The organism is Psychrobacter sp. CX14, from assembly GCF_057396205.2.
Window position 1 is genome coordinate 2,567,470 of record NZ_CM183187.1, and the last position, 24,140, is coordinate 2,591,609.

Below are 24,140 nucleotides of genomic sequence, written 5' to 3' on the forward strand. Positions count from 1 at the left end.
TATTTTACTTATAACAAAGACGAGCCGACTATGTCCCTAAATCTTGCCGAAGCCCAAACCACTGCTGAAGTATTAACCACTGCTCTACCTTATATTCAGCGCTATGAAGACAAAATTATTGTGGTTAAATATGGCGGCAATGCCATGACCGACCCAATGTTAGAGAGCTCTTTTGCACGTGACATCGTGCTTTTAAAAACGGTTGGCTTGCATCCGGTTGTTGTGCACGGTGGTGGCCCGCAAGTGGACAACCTACTCAAAGAATTAGGACGACAATCTAATCGTATCGATGGTATGCGTGTGACTGATAAAGCGACCATGGATGTGGTCGAAATGGTATTGGGTGGCAGTGTTAACAAATCGATTGTAAGTCTAATAAACAAACACGGCGGGCGCGCTATTGGCTTAACCGGTAAAGACGCCAACTTAATCCGTGCCAAAAAGCTGTTAATGAGCAAAACAGACAGCGATGGCGTCATTAGTGAAATCGATTTAGGCTTTGTGGGTGAAGTGGTCAGCGTTAATAAAGATGTGATTATGATGCTAATCGCTTCGAACTTTATCCCTGTTATCGCGCCTATCGGTGTCGATAAAGAAGGCAATAGCTATAATATCAATGCTGATTTAGTCGCCGGTAAAGTCGCTGAATTCTTGCAAGCCGAGAAGCTGATGCTATTGACCAACATCAAAGGTGTGCTCGATAAGAGTGGTCAGGTGGTCACAGGACTGACCCCTAAAAAGGTCGATAATTTAATCGCTGACGGTACTATCTCAGGTGGTATGATTCCTAAGATTCAATGTGCTCTAGATGCCGTACGTAGTGGCGTGAAAAGCGCGGTTATCGTTGATGGCCGTGTACCTAATGCTACTTTACTTGAAATCTTTACCAATGAAGGTGTGGGTACCTTAATTAGCCGTGATTTAGAAGCAGCGTTAAGCTAATCATATTTTATATTGCTCAAGAATACTGATTAAGATAGCAACTTATCTAGGGCGTGTCCTAATCTATTGACCATAAAAAAGACGCTCAAATAAGCGTCTTTTTTATGGTCAATTTGAACGTAGGGCGCAGTTTGAGTCCACTAACATCAAACAATCGCTAGTTAAACGCCTCATCAAATGCTGCTTCATCAAATCCGCATAACAAGACACCATCTTTAGCCGCCTCAACAATCGGGCGTTTAATCATACTGGTATTGTCAACCAATAAATCAATGGCACTATCGACACTGTCATCAGCAGCGGCTTTTTGCTCGTCGGTTAGCTTACGCCATGTTGTACCCCGTTTGTTGAGCACTTTATCAAAACCCAGCTCATCTACCCAACGCTGTACTGTGGCTTTATCGATACCTTGTTTCTTGTAATCATGGAACTCGTAGTCGACCCCTAGATCATCAAGTTTATTAAACGCCTTTTTCATGGTGCTACAGGCTTTGATGCCATAGATTGTAATTGTCATAAGTTAAGCTAATTGAAACTAATTAATTGATAAATTTGATGTAAAAAAGGCAGTTATAGTTAAACTATAACTGCCTTTTTATTTAACTTATCCTACTAAAAACAAAATAGGACAGTTTTACGCTTTAACATAACAATTGATTACTATTTATTGCTTTTCAGCACCAAAAGTACCTTGGAAAGTAGTTCCAGTACCTGGAACATCACCTTTTCCGCCAATTTCTAAAGCCTGTTGATAAATGCCACCTATATATTTCGCATCTTCACCATAAAAACCGCCTGCTGTATCAATATTATTAGCATCACCAGCAAAGGCATTGCCATCAATATTTGCCTCAATAGCAATTTTTCCACTAGGGTTATATTTAAAATCACCCTCAAATGATAACTCGCCTTTTAAACTATTACTAATAAAATCAACATCAAATACGGAGGTGCCATTAGTCACTGGTCCACTGCGTGTACCATCACCTAGGTGTAGGTTTTCCATATATGTAGCAATACCTGTATACTTTATCGTTCCATCATTAACACCTGTATCTAAGTTATACTGTGCTAAATTTTTCATATACGACATATCATCGATATTGGTCCCATTACCTTGAGCAAATACATTAGAGAATCTTGCCTGTTTTCCAACAAAGAAGCCACCATCCGGATCACCATAAACATGTCCAATCTGCATCTCAGAATCAAAGTCTTTGTACACTGATGAATAAGCTAACGTTAAGCCGATAGGACCTTGTACTGTTACACTGCCTTTATGCTCTTTAAAACTATTCCCATAATCAGTATCATTTTCTCCTTTGATAGCAATATCCACTGCCTCACCGATACTTTCAGGGTTTATCATATCGACACGTGCAAGAAAACTATCATAGCTAGTAAAGTTATCTCCTTGTTTATTGTCAATAGCAAGCGCAACATCACCAAACTGACCACCTAGCTTTATACTTTCATTCCAGTCTGACTTATCATTTCTAATTTGAACATAGCCAATAGCATTATCTGTAAATGAGCCTTTTGAGCTACTTAATGTATTACTTTGAAATCCGCTTAATTCAGAATCGGCTGCAACCACGACATTAACTGGTTGTACTGGCTCTGGTATTGGCAAGTCTTCCGATGCTGGACCTTCTTGCTTTGATGCACCATAACTACCTACGATATCGTTACCTTTATAAGTGCCACCTAAATGTTCAGCAGAGTCACCAAAGAAACTTCCAGCTGTCTCAAAGCCTCTGTTATTTCTAGCGGTTCCTATAAATTGGTTACCCTCTATCGTTGCTGATAAGTTTATTTTTTTGTCCTCTGCAAAATCTAAGCTACCCTTTATTTCCTTTGTAACAAAGTCTGTTACAAATGTTGACTTACCCAGTTCAATATTATCTGCTTGACTCATATTACGATACGTAGCGTCACCCACATATAAAACCCTGCCTTCACTTGGCATGTTTTCTAATACTGTCGCGTTTCCGACAACAAACGCACCTTCCAAAGGAATCATCATTGAATCGAAGGAGGCGTTTCCTGCAATCTGACTAATCGTCATTTGATTATCATAGTCTTTATATACAGATTGATAAGTTACTGGCAGTACACCTAACCCTGTTTTAATACTGGTTTCATTACTGGCTGCGTTAAACCCTCTATCTATTTCTGTACCAGTGTTGAGTTTAATGTCTAACTCTGGTAATAACCCATTAGAGATTATATCTGTCCGTGCAACTACTTTCTCATTATCAATATCAAAATCTCGAGTAGTTGTTCCAAACTTTTTGTTTAATAAGTCAACAGTTACTTGTAGTGTTTGTATACCTGATTTAGTATTTTCGGGTTCATCAGGTACTTCTGGGTCTACTGGATCAACATCTACCGTTTCTACTTGCATCGCACCGTATGTACCTTGAAAGGTAGTTCCTGTACCAGGCACATCTCCATTACCACCATCGGTCAATGCTTGCTGATAGACGCCACCTATATATTTTGCATCTTCACCATAAAACCCACCCGCTGTATCAATATTATTGGCTTTACCAGAAAATTGGTTACCATCTATAACCGCTTCAATATTAACCCTACCTTCTGCGTTGTAAGCTAACTTTTGATCAAAGGACAACTCACCTTTAACGGAATTACCCACAAAATCAACATCAAATTTAGAAACACCGTCAACGATAGGTCCGGTATGAGTCTTATCGCCTTGATGAATGTTTTCTAAATACGTGGCAACACCTTCATAACTCACCTTGCCATCATTAGTACCACTTTCAATATGATATTGAGCTAAATCCTTCATATACTGTATGTCTTCTAGACTCGTTGCATTTCCTTGAGCAAATACAGTTGAAAGTCTAGCATCTTTACCTACCCAGAAACCACCATCGGGCTCTCCATAAACATGGCCCAATTGCATTTGTCCATCAAAGTCTTTATAGATAGTAGAATAGTCCATAGTCATTGAGGTATTCCCTTCAACATCAGTACTATCTTTATGAAGTTTAAATCCATTTTCATAAATTGCATCATCATCCGCTTTAATATTTATGACAATTTTTTCTTTTATTTTTTTAGGATTTGCCATATCAGAGCGCATTATAAAGCTATCGTAACTTGTGAAGTTATCTCCTTCTCGGTTATCTACCGTTAGTAGTTGTCCATCTTGCTCTAATGTTTCTGTCCAATCTGATTTGTCATCACGTATTTCTGTATAGTCGATTTTAGCATTTACAATGTATCCTGCAGAATTACTCACTGTGTTACTTTGGAAACCAGTCAACTCTCCTTGAGCAGGTGTATCAGGATTATTAGGTCGGGCTATCTTTTTAGCACCATAGGTTCCTGTAAAATGCTTATTATCATCTGAATTAGCATAAACACCGCCTAGATATTCTGCGCCTGTACCATAAAATCCACCCGATGTTTCAAGACCATCACCACTGCCTTCGAATTTATTTCCAGTTATTGAGGCTTTAATCGCTATATTATTACCTTCTGGCATATATTGGTAATCACCTTCGTCAAACTTTAGCATGCCACTAACTGACCTATCGACAAAATCAACATCGAAATCAGAGCTACCACTAACTATGCTAGAGTCCTTCTCTTTATAAGTTGCAATACCTTTATAATTTAACTTACCTTCATCTCTTACAGATAACTCATTAAAATCATCTAAGTTAGTTGCTTTGCCTTGTGCATATACAGTAGAAAGTGCTCGGTTAAAGAAAATACTAGTCTTAATATTGCCATCAATATGACCTATCTGCATGACATCATCAAAGTTTTTATAGATTGAATCATAATCTAAGCTACGGTTATATAAAGTTATTACTCCATCATAACCTTTAAAACTTAGGCTATCAGAGTGCTGTTTAAGACCTGTGGCTACATCACCATACTCTGTATCATTTTCACCGCGTATTTTAATATCTAATGGAGCCAATGAGGATTTATCACTGACTTCGTTGACATTAACTCTTAAAGTATCAAAATTCTCTGGCGTACTATTAAATACTCCAGAAGTATTTCCAACAGCTACAATTTGTGAACCAGATATGACAGAATCCGGAGAAACATAATTGCCTGATCTGCTCTCTGCTAGTGCTGATAACGCTTCGTTTTTAGCTTGTTCTGCTGCTTTTAAGGCGTCATTGGCTGCGGTCACTTCTGCTTTGGCTTGCTCTACTTGTGCTTGAGCGTCAGCTTTTGCAGCTCCAATGGCTTGTTGTGCGGCAACTTGTGCTTTCGCTAGGGTGTCTTCAGCAGCTGCTTTGGCATCTTGTGCGGCGGCAGCGGCTGTTTGAGCCGCTTGTTTGGCTTCTTCTGCCTTTTGTAAGGCTTGGGTAAGCTTGCTATTGTCGTTGCCCGCTTGTTCTGCTTGTAACTTCGCTGCTTCGGCCTCAGCTTTGGCTTGTTCAGCTTCTTGTTTTGCTGCCTTTGCTACTGCTTGTGCAGCTGCCGCTTGTTGCTTGGCGGTGTCGACTGCTTTTTGAGCATCGCTTATTTGGGCTTGTGCTTGCTCAATAGCAGTGTCTTTGGCGCTCTCTGCTAGGGCTTTTGCTGATAATGCTTCGTTTTTAGCTTGTTCTGCTGCTTTTAAGGCGTCATTGGCTGCGGTCACTTCTGCTTTGGCTTGCTCTACTTGTGCTTGAGCGTCAGCTTTTGCAGCTCCAATGGCTTGTTGTGCGGCAACTTGTGCTTTCGCTAGGGTGTCTTCAGCAGCTGCTTTGGCATCTTGGGCGGCGGCAGCGGCTGTTTGAGCCGCTTGTTTGGCTTCTTCTGCCTTTTGTAAGGCTTGGGTAAGCTTGCTATTGTCGTTGCCCGCTTGTTCTGCTTGTAACTTCGCTGCTTCGGCCTCAGCTTTGGCTTGTTCAGCTTCTTGTTTTGCTGCCTTTGCTACTGCTTGTGCAGCTGCCGCTTGTTGCTTGGCGGTGTCGACTGCTTTTTGAGCATCGCTTATTTGGGCTTGTGCTTGCTCAATAGCAGTGTCTTTGGCGCTCTCTGCTAGGGCTTTTGCTGATAATGCTTCGTTTTTAGCTTGTTCTGCTGCTTTTAAGGCGTCATTGGCTGCGGTCACTTCTGCTTTGGCTTGCTCTACTTGTGCTTGAGCGTCAGCTTTTGCAGCTCCAATGGCTTGTTGTGCGGCAACTTGTGCTTTCGCTAGGGTGTCTTCAGCAGCTGCTTTGGCATCTTGTGCGGCGGCAGCGGCTGTTTGAGCCGCTTGTTTGGCTTCTTCTGCCTTTTGTAAGGCTTGGGTAAGCTTGCTATTGTCGTTGCCCGCTTGTTCTGCTTGTAACTTCGCTGCTTCGGCCTCAGCTTTGGCTTGTTCAGCTTCTTGTTTTGCTGCCTTTGCTACTGCTTGTGCAGCTGCCGCTTGTTGCTTGGCGGTGTCGACTGCTTTTTGAGCATCGCTTATTTGGGCTTGTGCTTGCTCAATAGCAGTGTCTTTGGCGCTCTCTGCTAGGGCTTTTGCTGATAATGCTTCGTTTTTAGCTTGTTCTGCTGCTTTTAAGGCGTCATTGGCTGCGGTCACTTCTGCTTTGGCTTGCTCTACTTGTGCTTGAGCGTCAGCTTTTGCAGCTCCAATGGCTTGTTGTGCGGCAACTTGTGCTTTCGCTAGGGTGTCTTCAGCAGCTGCTTTGGCATCTTGTGCGGCGGCAGCGGCTGTTTGAGCCGCTTGTTTGGCTTCTTCTGCCTTTTGTAAGGCTTGGGTAAGCTTGCTATTGTCGTTGCCCGCTTGTTCTGCTTGTAACTTCGCTGCTTCGGCCTCAGCTTTGGCTTGTTCAGCTTCTTGTTTTGCTGCCTTTGCTACTGCTTGTGCAGCTGCCGCTTGTTGCTTGGCGGTGTCGACTGCTTTTTGAGCATCGCTTATTTGGGCTTGTGCTTGCTCAATAGCAGTGTCTTTGGCGCTCTCTGCTAGGGCTTTTGCTGATAATGCTTCGTTTTTAGCTTGTTCTGCTGCTTTTAAGGCGTCATTGGCTGCGGTCACTTCTGCTTTGGCTTGCTCTACTTGTGCTTGAGCGTCAGCTTTTGCAGCTCCAATGGCTTGTTGTGCGGCAACTTGTGCTTTCGCTAGGGTGTCTTCAGCAGCTGCTTTGGCATCTTGGGCGGCGGCAGCGGCTGTTTGAGCCGCTTGTTTGGCTTCTTCTGCCTTTTGTAAGGCTTGGGTAAGCTTGCTATTGTCGTTGCCCGCTTGTTCTGCTTGTAACTTCGCTGCTTCGGCCTCAGCTTTGGCTTGTTCAGCTTCTTGTTTTGCTGCCTTTGCTACTGCTTGTGCAGCTGCCGCTTGTTGCTTGGCGGTGTCGACTGCTTTTTGAGCATCGCTTATTTGGGCTTGTGCTTGCTCAATAGCAGTGTCTTTGGCGCTCTCTGCTAGGGCTTTTGCTGATAATGCTTCGTTTTTAGCTTGTTCTGCTGCTTTTAAGGCGTCATTGGCTGCGGTCACTTCTGCTTTGGCTTGCTCTACTTGTGCTTGAGCGTCAGCTTTTGCAGCTCCAATGGCTTGTTGTGCGGCAACTTGTGCTTTCGCTAGGGTGTCTTCAGCAGCTGCTTTGGCATCTTGTGCGGCGGCAGCGGCTGTTTGAGCCGCTTGTTTGGCTTCTTCTGCCTTTTGTAAGGCTTGGGTAAGCTTGCTATTGTCGTTGCCCGCTTGTTCTGCTTGTAACTTCGCTGCTTCGGCCTCAGCTTTGGCTTGTTCAGCTTCTTGTTTTGCTGCCTTTGCTACTGCTTGTGCAGCTGCCGCTTGTTGCTTGGCGGTGTCGACTGCTTTTTGAGCATCGCTTATTTGGGCTTCTGTTGAGGAATCAGTACTATCAATAATATCTTTGGAATTAGTATAATAGTCTCCTGTTCCACTACCACTACCACAAGATGCAAGAATTACAGAGGTTAATAAGACTACACTCGGTTTCAAATTGCTGATGACTTTTTTCGTTGTAGCTTCTATCAAAACTGACTGTCCAGTTGGTTGCATTAGACTATCTCCCTGTCTATATAAAATTAGATGTCTTAGTTAAGACATCATAGGTCTAACATTACAGTTACCACTGTATTTAGCAATTTTTTTGTTAGTTACATATTTAAAATATAAAAAAATTAAAAAACATTTATGAAATAAATATGCTACAAAAAAATGACAATATCAAGCTTTATTTATTGCTACAAATCGATTGATAGTATAAGCCCCTCAATTTTATAAGAAAATAAATTATACGAGTAATATAGCTAAGTTATGTCTAAGGTAAATTATAGAATTAATTAGCAATTAAAATGCTAACAAAGAATAGTTTTAAACAAACTAATTTTTTCTTTTCATAAGCTGAAAACTGATTCATACTCTGCTTCATCAAATCCGCATAACAAGACACCATCTTTAGCCGCCTCAACAATCGGACGTTTAATCATACTGGTATTTCCAACCAATAAATCAATGGCACTATCGACACTGTCATCAGCAGCGGCTTTTTGCTCATCGGTTAGCTTACGCCATGTTGTACCCCGTTTGTTGAGCACTTTATCAATACCCAGCTCATCTACCCAACGCTGTACTGTGGCTTTATCGATACCTTGTTTCTTGTAATCATGGAACTCGTAGTCGACCCCTAGATCATCAAGTTTATTAAACGCCTTTTTCATAGTGCTACAGGCTTTGATGCCATAAATAGTTACGCTCATTGCATACTCCTCTTGTAGTGATCATTCTCTTATATTACTTTATTCAATAGAGTGTCATTGGTTCTATTTAGCGAATTTCAAACTCTCTATGGTCGATATAAACGAAAATACAGTCAAGTTTAATCACTTGATTGCTTGATGCCAATAAAACGCTAAAGTTAGCGCTGACCATCGCAATTTTGCTCAATTTGCGCTATTCTATCGTATCTAATTTTTCTCATGATTATTGTCCTTTTTTATAAAAACCCCTAGGGGCTGTATAGAAATGATTCATTAAAACTGCTGATAGATAAAACTGTTCTAGACTAGGCGTAAACCGACGATAATGTCTAGACCTTAGCTAGGTTTGCAACACTGTCTAGGGCAGTTTTAGCATCAGCCCAAAGGGCGGAGCTATTTTTTGCCAATACATTGCGAAATTGTCTAACTTAGAATGACTAAGCGTCAAAAATTTCACTGCATATTGTCTAAAAAATAGCGACCGCCAGTGACATAAATCAATTCTATACAGCCCCTAATAAAAACATCCAACTTAGAGCCTATTATGAGCACTACAGCAACTGAACAAACCAATCCTAATCATTACCATACTCAGCAGATTGAAGCCAAACAGCAAGCAAAATGGGCCGCTGATAAGCGCTTTGAGGTAAGCAATGACATCAGTAAAGATGCAAACACCCGCTATATGCTGTCTATGTTCCCCTACCCAAGCGGCAAGCTGCATATGGGGCACGTGCGCAACTACACTATCTCTGACGTGCTCAGCCGTTATTACCGTCTAAAAGGTGATGAAGTGCTACAGCCAATGGGCTGGGATGCATTCGGTATGCCTGCAGAGAACGCAGCGATTGCCAATCAAGTCGCGCCTGCTAAATGGACCTTTTCAAATATCGATAACATGCGCGCTCAGTTAAAAACACTGGGCTTATCGATAGACTGGTCACGTGAATTTGCCACTTGTACGCCAGAGTATTATCGCTGGGAGCAGTGGTTCTTTTTACAGTTATACAAGAAAGGCTTGGTTTACAAAAAGCTTGCCGCAGTGAACTGGGACCCAGTTGATAACACGGTACTCGCTAATGAGCAGGTGATTGATGGTAAAGGCTGGCGTAGTGGCGCTCCAGTTGAAAAGCGCGACATCCCGATGTATTACTTCAAGATTACCGATTATGCCGATGAGCTTCTTGATGATTTGGACAAGCTTGAAGGTCAATGGCCAAGCGATGTGCTTACTATGCAGCGCAACTGGATTGGCCGTAGTCAAGGTATGGAAGTTCATTTCCCATACAAAAACAGCGATGACATTAGTACGCTAGACGTATTCACCACTCGCCCTGATACCTTAATGGGTGTAACGTATGTTGCTGTGGCCGCTGAACACCGTTTAGCTAAATTAGCTGCTGAACAAGACCCTAAAATCGCTGAATTCTGCGAGCTGTGTAAGCAAGGCTCTGTGGCAGAAGCGGATCTTGCCAAAGCTGAAAAAATCGGTATGGATACGGGTCTGACTGTCACTCACCCATTAACGGGAGAAGAAGTGCCGGTATGGGTTGCCAACTACGTGCTAATGAGCTACGGCTCTGGTGCGGTGATGGCAGTTCCTGCGCATGATGATCGCGATTATGAATTTGCGACTAAATACAACCTACCTATCAAAACCGTTATCGAAACACCAGAGGATCACGAAGGTGCTTATACTGAGCGTGGTACACTGGTAAATTCAGGCGAATTTGATGGCCTTGATTTTGATGGCTCGTTTGAAGCCATGCTTGCCAAACTTGAGCCACAAAACCTTGCCAGCCGTAAGATTCAGTATCGCCTGCGTGATTGGGGCGTATCTCGTCAGCGTTATTGGGGCTGTCCAATTCCAATGATTAACTGTGAATATTGCGGTAATGTTCCAGTAGAAGAGTCTGATTTACCGATTATTTTGCCGACGGACGTGGTTCCAGATGGCCGTGGTAATCCGCTTAAAAATATTCCTGAATTTGTGAACACCACTTGTCCAAAATGTGGCAGCGCGGCAGAGCGTGAAACCGATACCTTTGATACCTTTATGGAATCAAGCTGGTACTATGCTCGTTTTGCTAGCCCAAATGATGACACTCAAATGGTGGATAAATCTGCTGCCGATACGTGGCTGCCGGTTGATCAGTATGTAGGCGGTGTTGAACACGCGGTAATGCATCTACTTTATGCCCGTTTCTATCACAAATTGATGCGTGATGAAGGCTTGGTATCAGGTGATGAGCCATTCAAAAACTTATTAACTCAAGGTATGGTACTCGCCGGTACCTTATATCGTGATAACGAAGATGGTGGTAAAACCTACTACTTCGCTGATGACGTTGATATCAACTATGACGACCGTGGTCAGCCTATCAATGCCCTCTTAAAAGCAGATGGTAAGCCAGTAACCATTGGTAAGATTGAGAAAATGTCGAAGTCAAAAAATAACGGCGTTGACCCTCAAACCACTATTGATGAATATGGTGCAGATACTGTTCGTTTATACACTCTATTTGCTGCGCCTGCGGATCAAACCTTAGAGTGGTCAGATGACTCACTTAAAGGCCCTTATAACTTCTTGAAGAAAGTATGGCGTGCCGCGCAAGATCATTTGCAAGCATTAGAGTCGAATGGTCTGACCCATGATACTCTACCGGCAATAGCTGACATGGATAGCAGTCAGTTAGACAGCGATGCTAAGAGCCTGCGCCGTAAAACGCATGAGGTCATCGCCAAAATTGACAATGACCTAGGTGATCGTTTGTCACTAAACACACCAGTGTCAAGCTTGATGGAATTGGCCAATGAATTGGGCGCTTTCTTATCGAAAAACAAGCAGATTAATGAGCAAACGATTGCAGTACAGCATGAAGCATTGACTGCGTTATTGACCATGCTTTCTGTTTATGCACCGCATATCTCAGAGCATCTGCTTGAGCAAATGGGTATTGACACCTTAACGCTTGCGTACCCAAGTGTCGATGAGTCTGCTTTGGTTCAAGACACCATTACAATGGTGGTTCAGGTTAATGGTAAGGTGCGCGGTAAGATGGAAGTTGCACCAGACAGCGATGCCGAAACGCTGAAAGCGCAAGCAAAAGAAATCGAAAGTGTGGCTAAGCACTTAACTGGCGAGATTAAAAAAGAGATCGTGGTCCCAAATAAACTTATCAACATTGTCGTGGTGGGCTAAATAATGACTATTATGGTGACGAAATCGGCTGTTTATCAGCCGAAGCGTAAACGTCTAGCGACTATGCTATTAGCAGGTATGGCCGTGTTGTCACCCCTGCTATTGAGCAGCTGCGGTTTTCATTTGCGCGGTTATGAGACACCGATGACCTATGCGGTAGGCAGCACCATCCTGAGCATTGATGAAGACACTACCAGCTACCGCTTACGACTGCCACTTAAGCAAAAGCTTAATTCTGTTGGCATCCGAGTGGTTGATGATATTGGTCGTCAGATTAATACCAGTGAGCAGCTTTATACTGGATTAATTAAAGTCGAAAATATCAAGTTTAGACGTTATGAGCTGGTCGGGGTACTAACTGAAGTCCGTTTAGTGCTCTCCGCTGACGTTACCTTTGATACACTGGATAATGCAGCCGGTAGAACTGGCAAACCCATGCTTGTTAAAAATAATATTCAGGTAGAGCGCAGTTATCAATTTGATGAGGCCTCTGTAAGTATTGAGGACAAACAAGGTGAGCAAATCCGCGACTGGCTCTATGAGAGCCTATCACAGCGTATTACTGATCAATACGTGGCACTCAGTCTACCTCGCGTATCACCCAACGCTGATGTCGATGGTCCGGTAACTTTGGTGCCTGAAAAAGCTGCCGATGCCTCTGATTCAACAGACGATGCTAATTAGCCCATGCAAGACACCTTTTTAAATGTCTATCCCAAGCTAAGCTCAGCCCAATCTGCACAAAATGTATTATCTGGATTGTGGCTGGCACATGGCGATGAGCCGTTATTGCATCAATGGCTCATTGATGCCATGCGCGTCACTTGGCGTGCACAAAACCTCGCCATACAACGTGTCGAGCTTGTCTCAGTCAAGACATGGCAAGAGGTGCTAGGCGAATTAAACAGCTTGTCTTTATTTGATGATGCCACCGCAGTTATTGTCACTGGCAATCACAAACCGGATAAATTGGTGCAAGCAGAGCTTGAAGCGTTTGCAATTGAGGCCAATGCTGGCACCAATCAAAACTGTGTACTGTGGCTGACCGGCAAAGTCGATAAGCGTGCTCAAAGCAGCAAATGGTTTACCCCTTTTGCAAAAATGGGTCAGGTAATTGACTGCAACTTATATAATGAAAATCAGCGTCAGCAATTGCTCTCTATTCAGGCACAGCGCTTTGGACTTGATTTGGTTCCAGAAGCTTGGCAGTTTTTGATGGTGCAAACTGAACACCATCTGTTAAGTGCCTATCAAGCCTTATGGCGCTTGTCTTACTTATTTGCGCCTGAAATTGATGCATTAATCTCTCATCCTGATGCCACCTCCCCTGTTTCTAATACTACGCCTCGTCAAGCTTCTACTCCGCAACTTGTCACCATAGATGTGGATGCCCTACAAAATGCTCTGGTTAGTGATGCTCAATATAGCGTGTTTGATTTATCTGATGCCATGCTCGCCGGCAACGCGCCGCAAGTGGTCAAGATTATTGAGCAGCTTAAATTTACTGAGGAGCCAACTCCATTGGTACTATGGTCAATTAGCAAAGAGATGCGTCTGATTATGCAGCTTATGGGCGGACAAGATCCACAAAGCTTAGGTATATGGAGTAGTAAGCAGTCTTTGTATCAAGCAGCCTGTCGCCGTCAAAATCAGCAAAGCATTGCCGATTGGCCAGATATCTTGTACCAGTGCGATAAATCGGTCAAAGGCGTATTGCGTCAGCCGGCATGGGAACTTATTTTGCAAGCCGCTCTACGAGTGACGGGTATTCAGCTATTTAATTAAACTTCACTAATTTAGGCTTTACCTTTATATTAACAAGCAATATTTTGTTAGAACCTGTATTCATAAGCTACAGTTAGGTTATTTTTAGAATAAAATGAGACAATACGAGGCAGAATTGGGTTGAGTAGTCATTCTATTCGAGCCGAATTTTAACAAAGTAGTGGCTTGTTTTAGGCAAAAAGAGCCAATTATAGCTTGTGAATACAGGTTCTTATATCCATCCTATTTTTAGCTCTGATTTTAAGTCATTTCCTCCTTGTATTAGAAAATATATGTCTGAATAATAATTTATCTATTATTCAGAGACGTTTATGCAGTCGTAACCTTTCTTAAACTAACTACCATGTTATTTACAGCCCATCCTAGGTATCATTAAACTATTTGAAATACGCTTCTGGGTTATGCTATGGAACTTTTTGCTAATAAGAAAATGCGCAAATCCGTTGTCAAATGGTCGCTTATCGCTCTGGTTGTCATCGCTGTTGGCATACTGGCTTATAACAAATTTAAGCCCCAAGAAGAAGACCCCGGTTATATCACTACCGCTGTTGAAAAGGGTGATATTGAAGATAATGTAATGGCATCAGGTAAGGTCAAAGCGCTGAATACTGTTGATGTTGGTGCGCAGGTATCGGGTGAAGTGACTCGCCTGTATGTGGATGTTGGCGACGAGGTCAAACAAGGCGATTTAATTGCTCAGATTGACCAGATTACCCAGAAGAATAACCTCTCTAATCAGCAAGCGGTTCTTGAACAGAGCCGAGCCGGTTTAGAAAGCGCTAAGGCTGAATATTTAAGTCGTCAAGCAAGTCTTGAAAGTGCCAAAGCAGATTTGGCCAGTCGCGAAGCAGATTTAAAACAAGCTCAGTCAGATTATGCACGGCTACGCCCATTATTAGATATTAACGCCATTAGCGAGCAAGAGGTTGAGGTTGCTAAAACCAATGTCGATACTGCAAAAGCCAGTGTTGATAACGCAAAAGCAGCAATTAAAACTGCGCAGGCAGCTTTAGTCACAGCCCGCTCAGACATCGCTCGAAGTGAAGCCGATTTGCAAATGGCGCAGACCAACGTCGATACAGCCAGCACTGACTTAGGCTACACCACTATTCGTGCACCTATGGATGGTACTGTAGTCGCTGTGGTTACCGAGCAAGGCACAACGGTTAACGCCAATCAGTCTGCTCCCACCATTGTGACCTTAGCCGACTTGTCCACCGTGCGTATCAATGCGCAAATATCAGAGGCGGACGTAATCAACGTTCAAGCCGGTCTTCCGGTTTACTTTAATACTATTGGTAATCCTGACAAAAAATACGACGCGGTATTGACCGCGATTGAACCGGCACCAGAACAAATCAGCGACACCAGTTCGACCGATTCTGCAATTTATTATGTGGGCTATATCGAAGTGCCGAACCCAGAACGCCGTTTTCGTATTGATATGACTGCACAAGTTTATATCGTTGTTGATCAGGCAAAAGATACGCTAATTATACCTTCAGCAGCTGTCAAAAAAGGCACACCTCCGCCTAACAATACTGCAACTACCGCTAATAACGAGGCACCCCCTGCCCGTTCTACGAATAATGACGATAGACCGGCTACTAATAATTCACCTTCTAATGCCAGCGACTCTAATACCTATTACGTGCGTGTGCTTAAAGAGGATGGTAGCGTTGAGAATAGACCCGTTAAAGTGGGTATTGATAACCGAGTGAATGCGCAAATTCTAAGCGGTCTACAAGCCGGCGAACAAGTGATTATTGGTGAAAATCAAGGCGGCGGAAAAGGCGGGCCATCAGGTGGATCTATGAGACTGTAATGACCATAATTATATCGGGTTATCTCAGCGCTATTAGCTGAGCATAGCTCACTAGATATTGCATGATATCTGAATATAAAGTATCTGAATAAAAAACATCTAACCTTAAGACATCGCTATGACTAAATCGCAAGCGTCTCCATTTAATCAAGCAGCTGAGGGTGGCACACAGGCGCCCACTATCATGCAGCTGAGCAATATTGTGCGTGAGTTTGCTGCTGGTGAGCAGACCATTCGAGTGCTGCATGGTATTGATTTAAATATTTATCAAGGCGAAATGGTAGCCATTATCGGTCAATCCGGTTCTGGTAAATCGACCTTGATGAATATTTTGGGCTGCTTAGACAAAGCCAATAGCGGTGAGTATCTAATTTATGGTAAATCTGTCAAACAATTAGAAGCCGATGAATTGGCACAACTGCGCCGTGAGCATTTTGGCTTTATTTTCCAGCGTTATCACTTATTGGGTGATATTAGCGCCCGTGATAACGTTGCGGTGCCTGCAGTTTATGCCGGTATGGATAATACTGCACGTAATGAGCGTGCAGAGCAGCTACTAACCGACTTGGGACTGGGTGATAAGCTGGATAACCGCCCCGGACAACTCTCTGGCGGTCAGCAGCAGCGTGTTTCTGTGGCGCGTGCATTGATGAACGGTGGCGATGTTATCTTGGCCGATGAACCAACAGGGGCGTTAGACAGTAAGTCAGGTGCAGATGTTTTACAGATTCTAAAGGATTTAAATAAAGCCGGTCACACGGTCATCATGGTCACTCACGATGCCTCTATCGCCGAGCAAGCCGAGCGCGTTATTGAGATTAAAGACGGCCGGATTATCGCCGATTATCATAATGATGGCTTTGTGCGAGATAGTGATGAGGATAATCAACCCAATAATAGCGACTCGCCCTCTGATGCCTTGCAGCGGAAGCAAAAAGGACGTCTTAGCTCATTTTTAGACCGCCTATCAGAAGCTTTTAGAATGTCCGTACTGGCAATGCGCGCTCATAAGCTGCGTACGCTATTGACCATGCTCGGTATTATTATTGGTATTGCGTCTGTGGTCTCAGTCGTGGGTCTTGGGCAAGGGTCGCAGCAGCAAATCTTGTCTAATATTAGCTCGCTTGGTACTAACACCATCACCGTAATCGATGGCTATCCATGGGGTGATCCTAGACGTCGCTACAACGATGACAACTTAACCCCAGATGATGCTCAGGCCGTTGCCAATCAGCCTTATGTAGTCAGTGTCAGCCCGCAGCTTGATACCTCAGCGAGCGTGCGCTATCGAAACATTCAAGAATCGGCCAGTATTAGCGGTGTTGGCAAAGATTATCTTGAGGTAACCGGTGAGACTTTGGCCATGGGACAAGGCTTTGATGAACAAAGTATCAGTCGCCGTATGCAAGATGTGATTATTGACGACAATGCCAAATCTACCTTCTTTGCTGATGTAGACAATCCGATTGGTGAAGTGATGCTTATTGGCAATGTCCCAGGCCGAGTTATTGGTATCCTTGCGCCTAGTGATTCAGGCTTTGGTCAATCAAGCGATACTCCGACGATCTTCATGCCTTATACCACCATGATGTCACGTGTATCTGGTACCAATAATATTGAACGCTTTGTGACATTAATCGATCCCTCTATCTCGACCAGCGCCGCAGAATCTGCCATTACTGATCTGATGACCAGCCGTCATGGCACCGACGATTTTAGAACCCGTAATTCTGACTCGATTCGTCAAACCATTGAATCTACTACCACGACCATGACTCTACTAATCTCCTCTATTGCGATTATCTCGCTAATCGTTGGCGGTATTGGGGTAATGAATATTATGCTGGTGTCTGTAACTGAGCGTACTAACGAGATTGGGGTACGTATGGCCGTTGGCGCGCGTCAAAGCGATATTATGCAGCAGTTTTTAATCGAGGCGATTTTAGTCTGTGTGCTCGGCGGCGGACTCGGTTTATTGCTTGCCTTTGGTATCGGTGAAGCCATCAACGCAATTGGTTCAGACAGCTTTAGCGTTATCTACTCGCCAACGTCTATCGCTGCTGCTTTTATTTGCTCGACTCTAATTGGGGTGATATTCGGATTTTTGCCAGCACGTAATGCGGCCAGACTTAACCCTGTAGATGCATTATCTAGAGATTAATATTGGCCAAACACCGATGAATCCATTGAATAAAGAAGATAATATGGCAATAAAAAAGAGCGCTAATAATGTTGAATTGATCTGAATATAAAAAAGTTCAAAAAAAATAATATTTAGGGTTGCAATCTCATTTTTGAAGCGTATAATGTGCTCTCACGTTAAGGGGATACAGCAACCCTTTATCGTAACCTCAAGAGTAAGTAACACTACTCTTCAGGGCCGATAGCTCAGTTGGTAGAGCAGTTGACTTTTAATCAATTGGTCCCGCGTTCGAGTCGCGGTCGGCCCACCAAATATCTAAAATCCCGATTAAGCGTAAGCTAATCGGGATTTTTATTAGATTATCCCTATCAACATGACAGCAATCAAAAAACTTTAAATTATTTTACTTAAAGTCTTGCAATCTCATTTTTGATACGTATAATATGCCACTCTGTTAAAGGGTACATATCAAACCTTTAAGCAGATAGAAGCTTTCTTTTTATTTATATTAAAAAGCTTCACCTTTAGAGTGACTCACTCTTTAGGGCCGATAGCTCAGTTGGTAGAGCAGTTGACTTTTAATCAATTGGTCCCGCGTTCGAGTCGCGGTCGGCCCACCAAATACTTAAAACCCCCGATTAAGCATCGCTCAATCGGGGTTTTTCTTTGTCTTTTTTTATGACTAGATATTCTATCGTCTTCAGCTAAGCCCAAATTTTAGGCAGTTATTTAAACTACCCTATTCTATTCATGCATGACCTTCAAGGCGTATCGACCCGCTTACGTGCAAACTTCAATTGTGGCAGTTTGATAGTTAAGCTTTGCGCCAAAGTCATCTCACGCGGCTGCTCGGGTGCCTGCTTTATAATCTTATCAAAGTCTTCATCTTCAATATGAGCTCGGCCGCCGTGTGCCAATAAGACGGTCTTTGGCTTAAGCGCTCTTATCTTTTCAACCGAAGCACGGTACACGCAAGGTAGACTCACCAAATACGGCGAGACAAACTTGGTCTTAATCTTTAAAAATAGATCCGCAATATAAACCTGCTCAGTCGGCTTGTGCCAAAATGATAAATCGCAATCTGTATGGCCTGGCGTCTCCACAATTATCCAATCATCAAATCCTGGTATGCTATCGCCTTCTCGCACCTCGATGTCTGGCTTTAATATCGGGTTGTACCAAAGATTGGTTATCGATTTGCCTTGTCTGTTTGCCACATAGTACGTTAATGCCAAATCATTGAGATGGCTTATTTTACCCCTTACACCTGCGTACCAAGGTTTATAAGCTGCCGCAGTGGCTATCTGACAGCCTGTTCTTTGCTTCAATAGTACTGCCCCGCCTGCATGATCTGGATGCATATGAGTGACCATCACCGTTTTAAGCTGACTGATAGGACGATTCAGCGTATCAGTAATATAAGACAGTATCTTATCGACATCACTGTGACAGCCTGCATCTAGCAATAACAACTTGTCAGGATATACCGCTAAATAAGTGGTCTGAATATAGCCTTGTATGCCGACTATCTCGATTAAGCTCATATAACTCCCTTATCTCTATTGACGGTGTGAAAGATGCTATTTATACCACGTTATGGCGCTCTTGTCATAATGACTCCCTATATACTCTTATGATGATTAAAATTATTCTTCCCCTCATAATAGTGTTTAAGGCATAAAAAATCAGCCATGCTTAGCATGACTGATTTTTATACTGCTTATTTTTGACCTCTTGCGAATATTGAAGCTAAATAAGCAGCCTTCAATAAAGGTAATATTTCACAAGGTGATTAAGCTATATTACGGTCGCTAACTTTAGGCTCACGCTCCCACAGACGGGTCTTGGCATTTTCAATAAAGCCGTCGACATCATCAAGTGGTGTAACAAACGCATCCTTTTCAATTGGCAGTTTGCTTAAGATATGCTCTTCAGTTGCTGGGCAATAAGCAATCGCTTTGCAATGATTATAAGCATCAGTGAACCAATCAAGCGCTGGACCTTGCTTAGCAAGCTCTTTAGCAACGTCTGGCATAATGATACTAACCACTGCATCAAATATAACAGATGGGCCGCCCTGAACGCGCTCGTCAGCCTGAATACGAGCTCCGTCATCAAGAACAACTTCTTTGGTTGGTGCAACAATCTTAACACTTGCGCCTGCCGCTTTAGCAGCATTCTCAAATTTCTCAATTGCTTCACGCTTAGAGCCGGCACCGACCAAGATACCCACTTGACGACCTTTAAGCGATTTTGGCGTCAGACCAATGGTTTGTACCGCAGGTGACTTATCCATATCGATGATAGGTGCTTGTGGCTTAGGTGCTTCTGGTAATTCCATACCTAGGCCATTTGCTACACGATTAGCCAAATCTTCATCAATGTTTAATAAATGACCTAACATACGTGTACGTACGTGTGCCGTATCGACTTTGCTTAACTCAAAGATATAAGCATCAACAATATGATTTTGCTCTACAGGCGTTTGACTGCGGAAGAACATACGTGGCTGGCTGTAATGATCAGCAAAGCTTTCAGAACGGATACGACCTTTAACACCATCATCTAGCTGCTCATCATAAGACTTAAAGCCTACTTTAGCGTTTGCACGAGGCTTACCTGACTCTAGGCTTTGTGGCTCATACAAGGTACGACCTTTTGGTACTTGCATCTGCATATGACCATCTTGCTGGTTATGCGCAAATGGACATTTTGGGGCGTTAATTGGAATCTGTGCAAAGTTTGGCGAACCTAGACGTGATAACTGAGTATCTAGGTAACTAAACAAACGACCTTGTAATAATGGGTCATTACTAAAGTCAATACCTGGTGGCAGATGCGATGGGCAGAATGCTACCTGCTCGGTTTCAGCAAAGAAGTTATCTGGATAGCGATTTAAGACCATCTTACCGATAATTTTGACCGGTACCATTTCTTCTGGAATCAGTTTAGTGGCATCCAAATGGTCAAACGGGAATTTTTCAGCTTCTTCCTCAGTAAATAACTGAACACCGAACTCCCACTCTGGGAAGTCGCCTGCTTGAATCGATTCATACAGATCACGGCGATTATAATCAGGGTCAGCGCCAGAGATTTTAACCGCTTCATCCCAAGTTAGACCTTGAACGCCTAATTTTGGCTTCCAATGGAAACGAACAAAAGTACTCTTACCTTCTTTATTTAATAGACGATAAGTATGAATACCAAAGCCTTCCATCATACGTAAGCTACGTGGAATCGCACGGTCACTCATTAACCAAATTAGATTGTGCATAGTTTCTGGTGTTAGTGATACAAAATCCCAGAAAGTATCATGAGCAGAGGCTGCTTGCGGGAAGCCGCGATCTGGCTCAGGTTTTACCGCATGAATAAAATCTGGAAACTTCATGGCATCTTGGATAAAGAAGATAGGCATGTTGTTACCGACGATATCCCAGTTACCCTCAGAGGTATAGATTTTAACGGCAAAGCCGCGCACATCGCGTGGTGTATCTTTTGAGCCTTTGTTACCGGCTACAGTTGAGAAGCGAGTGAATAACGGTGTTTGTTTGCCAGTCTCGGTTAAGATTTTGGCAGTAGTATATTCTTCTAATGATTCAGTTAATTCAAAATAACCATGTGCACCAGAACCACGGGCGTGAACAATACGCTCAGGGATACGTTCGTGGTCGAAATGGGTAATTTTTTCACGTAATACAAAATCTTCTAACAAAGAAGGACCACGAGGACCCGCTTTTAGCGAATTTTGGTTGTCTGAAATCACAACACCTTGCTGAGTGGTTAAATTAGGCACATCACCGTCTGCCTGATACTGTGGCTCTCCGCCATTACCTACACTCGGATTCATGTCTTTGGCTGGGTCATTATGATCAATATTGTCTTTCATTATCATATCCTTGCTAATTGAGTATTTATTATCTTAATTATTGTATGACGCTTTTAAAAATCACTACTATGAGCTGTCGCTTCAATAGGTTAATAAAAGCCCCCTTCTAAAAGTAGTAGCCATCTAGCCAAATGTAATACCTACCTTCTCTCATACTAAGGCGCAGTATTTATTCAACTTATTAGAGCTGCCAATAAAGAAGACTCCGGCACGTAACTATCTGGCTATACACCCGTTTTTAGTTAATTACTAGGTGTCTCTTTATAGTAAACAAATTAAAGCAGATGGCTGTGTATGTTTAGTTAACTATTTATACTTCGCGTTAACAGTATATTTTTTAAGCCATTATTCTTGCTGATAATCTCCACTCGATTCTCTCAATCAGTCCTTATATTCATTGATCATCACCTATTAATGTGGTGGATATTTTTTTAATACCGCCTCAATATCATGACGCAAAATGTCCACACTTGGCATACGCTCAGCATGAAATCTAATGATAGGGATTCCGGCACTGGCTAGGGCTTTGTCTTTTTTCTCATCCGCTTTGACTCTTGAGGTGCTTTCATGCGTCCAATCATCTAACTCAATCGCCAGTAGCGTGGTCTGTGCATCTCTATCAACAAGCACATAGTCGATGCTTTGTCGGCAAATACGATTAAACCAAAAGTGCTTATCGTCACCGGCATCCTCACTGGTCTCAATAATTCGTGAGAGCTGAACTTGACTAAAGATAAAGTACTCAGGCACCGCCTGCTGTAGCTTTTCAAAAAACAACACCTCACTGTCTGTCATAATTGGCATAGGCTGGAACGGCCAAATAGGCAAATCATCACCACGTACTGGCTTTACCTTTTCTTGCTTTTGTTCATGCCGGCGCTGCCCTATGAGACTAAAAATCACAATGAGCGCCACCAGCACCATCACACCAAACAACATAAAATCCACTAACGTATACCACCTTTATAACTCATTGAAATTAAAAGCATTATTATGGCAGTTTTATGACACCATCACCATAACTGCATAAAAAAACACGACATTTGATGTCGTGTTAGTGTGTATCCTAATTTCCATAGTCAATCATCTATTTGATAGATGACTGCACTTTATTACTGTTAACGCCAATAAAGTACCCAAGCATTATTCACATCTGTACGGGAGTCGGCGTTAATCTTATCTTTAAGCGCCAGTGCGGCCTCTTTGCCTTTTTCTGGCCCAACAATCACACGTACACCGCGGCTGGTCTTACTGGTACTGGCTGAATAACCAGCAGCTTTCATTTGCTTAACGATTTCGTCTGCTTTTTGCTGATTGTCGGCTAAAGCGACTTGGACACCAAAGGTACCTTTGGCCTCACCTCTGGCTGCTTCACGGCGCGCTTCTGCTAAGCGTTTTTGCGCTTCTTGTTTCTTAGCGGCGGCAGCTTTGCGCTGCTCGGCTTCACGCTGTAAGCGCTGCACTTGCTTACGTGATGGAATTGTTAGCGCCTGACCCACACGTAATGAAGAACCGGTGCTCATATTGTTTGCTTCGGCTAGCGCTTCAACGGGTACGTTATATTGACGTGCTAATTTAATCAAACCATCACCGCGTTGTACTTTGTAGTCTAACTGGCGAGGTGGTGCGCTATTGGTTGGTGCCGGATTAGATTTGGTTTCGCTGCTTTTTGTGTCCGGCTTAGCTGCGACTTGTTGTGGCTTGCTTTGACTGTGATTACTAGCATTGTATTCTTTTACCAGACGATCCACTTGACTGGCAGAGGGAATCGTAATCTCTTGACCAGCTCTTAGCACAGAATCCGTTGATAATTTATTCGCCTGAGAGATGGCTTCAACTGGCATATTATAACGACGCGACAGTTTAATCAAACCGTCACCGCGCTGAACGGTATAAGATTGGGTTCTGCTTGGTGCTTTTGCCTTAGGCTCTGGTTTAGGCTCAGGCTTCGCCGCTGCCGTCTCAACTTTAGTCGCATCTGGCTTTGCGGTAGCGGTCTGCGTTTGTGCCGCTTGAGTGGTTTGCGCGTTGGCCTGTTGAGCTTGGTTAGTCGCAGGTTCATGCTCTACTTGCCTAGCCATCACTACAGGCTTAGTGATCGGAACCTGTTGCCTCTTTACCTCTTCGGGTGCCTCATCTACAATCGGCTCAGCGGCATTGCTGCGATATTGCTGATTCTCTTCGCGCGCTTTTTGCATCGCCAAGATTTCCGCTTTTTCTTGCTCTGTCAAAAACTCGCGCGCGCGTCTGTCTAACTCAGCCGCTTTTTTCTCACGTGCTAGACGCTTTTGCTCTAGAATTCGCTCTTCGGTTGCTAGGTCTGCGGTGAGCGGTTTTGAGTTGTCGTCGGCAGCAGCGACCTCAGTGACTTTTGGTGCATTATCTGCTGCACTCTCAGGAGGCGTGTCCATCTGTTTGACCATGGCAAAAAGTAGCATGCCGCCCCCTAGAAATACGCCGGTTCCCAATAATAATTGTCGTGACGAATCCATATACATACCCTTTGTTATAACGTGATGTTGCAAACGTGCAAAATGTTCTGATTAAAATACACAGCTATCGGCTTTGTTTATCTAGATAGCCGCTTCATTTAAAGAAAAGCAAATAAAAATATATCTAAAAGATTATAAAGGATTCACCGGCTTATGTCTGCTACCCTGTGCAT

At 43.2% G+C, this 24,140-nt stretch carries 13 protein-coding genes and 2 tRNA genes; 8 read left to right on the forward strand and 7 right to left on the reverse strand.

The features are described from left to right. Nucleotides 1-30: 30 nt before the first annotated feature. Nucleotides 31-942 carry an acetylglutamate kinase gene (gene argB / locus AC2SLO_RS09975; RefSeq protein ID WP_486543647.1) on the forward strand — a complete coding sequence of 304 codons (912 nt, stop codon included), beginning with the start codon at nt 31-33 and terminating at the stop codon, nt 940-942. A gap of 157 nt (nt 943-1,099) precedes the next feature. Here the strand turns inward: argB and AC2SLO_RS09980 are convergent, their stop codons facing one another. The 3 genes from AC2SLO_RS09980 to AC2SLO_RS09990 all read right to left on the reverse strand — a co-directional run bounded on the left by AC2SLO_RS09980 (nt 1,100) and on the right by AC2SLO_RS09990 (nt 8,634). Then, a complete protein-coding gene (locus AC2SLO_RS09980; RefSeq protein WP_486543648.1) occupies nt 1,100-1,459 on the reverse strand; it encodes an ArsC family reductase in 360 nt (119 codons plus the stop codon). A 147-nt stretch (nt 1,460-1,606) separates the two neighbouring features. Then, nucleotides 1,607-7,933 (reverse strand): transferrin-binding protein-like solute binding protein, encoded by a 6,327-nt coding sequence (locus AC2SLO_RS09985; RefSeq protein ID WP_495637073.1) that lies wholly within the window; start codon nt 7,931-7,933, stop codon nt 1,607-1,609. A gap of 338 nt (nt 7,934-8,271) precedes the next feature. Continuing rightward, on the reverse strand, nt 8,272-8,634 hold the full coding sequence (locus AC2SLO_RS09990) for an ArsC family reductase (RefSeq protein WP_486543650.1): 363 nt from the start codon (nt 8,632-8,634) through the stop codon (nt 8,272-8,274). 544 nt (nt 8,635-9,178) lie between these two features. Between AC2SLO_RS09990 and leuS the strand changes: the two genes are divergently transcribed. The 7 genes from leuS (at nt 9,179) to AC2SLO_RS10025 (ending at nt 18,209) form a co-directional block, all read left to right on the forward strand. Then, nucleotides 9,179-11,836, forward strand: coding sequence for a leucine--tRNA ligase (leuS, locus tag AC2SLO_RS09995; protein ID WP_486543651.1), 2,658 nt, complete (start codon nt 9,179-9,181; stop codon nt 11,834-11,836). A 12-nt stretch (nt 11,837-11,848) separates the two neighbouring features. Next, complete coding sequence (locus AC2SLO_RS10000) at nt 11,849-12,520, forward strand: LPS-assembly lipoprotein LptE (RefSeq protein WP_486543652.1); 672 nt, start codon at nt 11,849-11,851, stop codon at nt 12,518-12,520. Between the two features lie 3 nt (nt 12,521-12,523). After that, the gene (locus tag AC2SLO_RS10005; RefSeq protein ID WP_486543653.1) at nt 12,524-13,621 is read left to right on the forward strand and encodes a DNA polymerase III subunit delta; all 1,098 of its coding nucleotides are present in this window, start codon (nt 12,524-12,526) and stop codon (nt 13,619-13,621) included. Nucleotides 13,622-14,027: 406 nt separating this feature from the next. After that, on the forward strand, nt 14,028-15,446 hold the full coding sequence (locus AC2SLO_RS10010) for a permuted SH3 domain-containing protein (RefSeq protein WP_486543654.1): 1,419 nt from the start codon (nt 14,028-14,030) through the stop codon (nt 15,444-15,446). Between the two features lie 184 nt (nt 15,447-15,630). Further along, nucleotides 15,631-17,607 (forward strand): MacB family efflux pump subunit, encoded by a 1,977-nt coding sequence (locus tag AC2SLO_RS10015; protein WP_486543677.1) that lies wholly within the window; start codon nt 15,631-15,633, stop codon nt 17,605-17,607. Nucleotides 17,608-17,823: 216 nt separating this feature from the next. Further along, nucleotides 17,824-17,899 (forward strand) — tRNA-Lys (locus AC2SLO_RS10020). A 234-nt stretch (nt 17,900-18,133) separates the two neighbouring features. Next, nucleotides 18,134-18,209: transfer RNA gene (locus AC2SLO_RS10025), tRNA-Lys, on the forward strand. Between the two features lie 141 nt (nt 18,210-18,350). On the opposite strand, the gene AC2SLO_RS10030 is transcribed toward AC2SLO_RS10025, so the two are convergent. The 4 genes from AC2SLO_RS10030 to AC2SLO_RS10045 all read right to left on the reverse strand — a co-directional run bounded on the left by AC2SLO_RS10030 (nt 18,351) and on the right by AC2SLO_RS10045 (nt 23,967). After that, on the reverse strand, nt 18,351-19,133 hold the full coding sequence (locus tag AC2SLO_RS10030) for an MBL fold metallo-hydrolase (protein WP_486543655.1): 783 nt from the start codon (nt 19,131-19,133) through the stop codon (nt 18,351-18,353). 248 nt (nt 19,134-19,381) lie between these two features. Beyond that, nucleotides 19,382-21,475, reverse strand: coding sequence for a catalase (locus AC2SLO_RS10035; RefSeq protein WP_486543656.1), 2,094 nt, complete (start codon nt 21,473-21,475; stop codon nt 19,382-19,384). 411 nt (nt 21,476-21,886) lie between these two features. After that, on the reverse strand, nt 21,887-22,414 hold the full coding sequence (locus tag AC2SLO_RS10040) for a DUF2726 domain-containing protein (protein WP_486543678.1): 528 nt from the start codon (nt 22,412-22,414) through the stop codon (nt 21,887-21,889). Between the two features lie 179 nt (nt 22,415-22,593). Further along, the gene (locus AC2SLO_RS10045; RefSeq protein WP_486543657.1) at nt 22,594-23,967 is read right to left on the reverse strand and encodes an SPOR and LysM peptidoglycan-binding domain-containing protein; all 1,374 of its coding nucleotides are present in this window, start codon (nt 23,965-23,967) and stop codon (nt 22,594-22,596) included. Between the last annotated feature and the right edge of the window lie 173 nt (nt 23,968-24,140).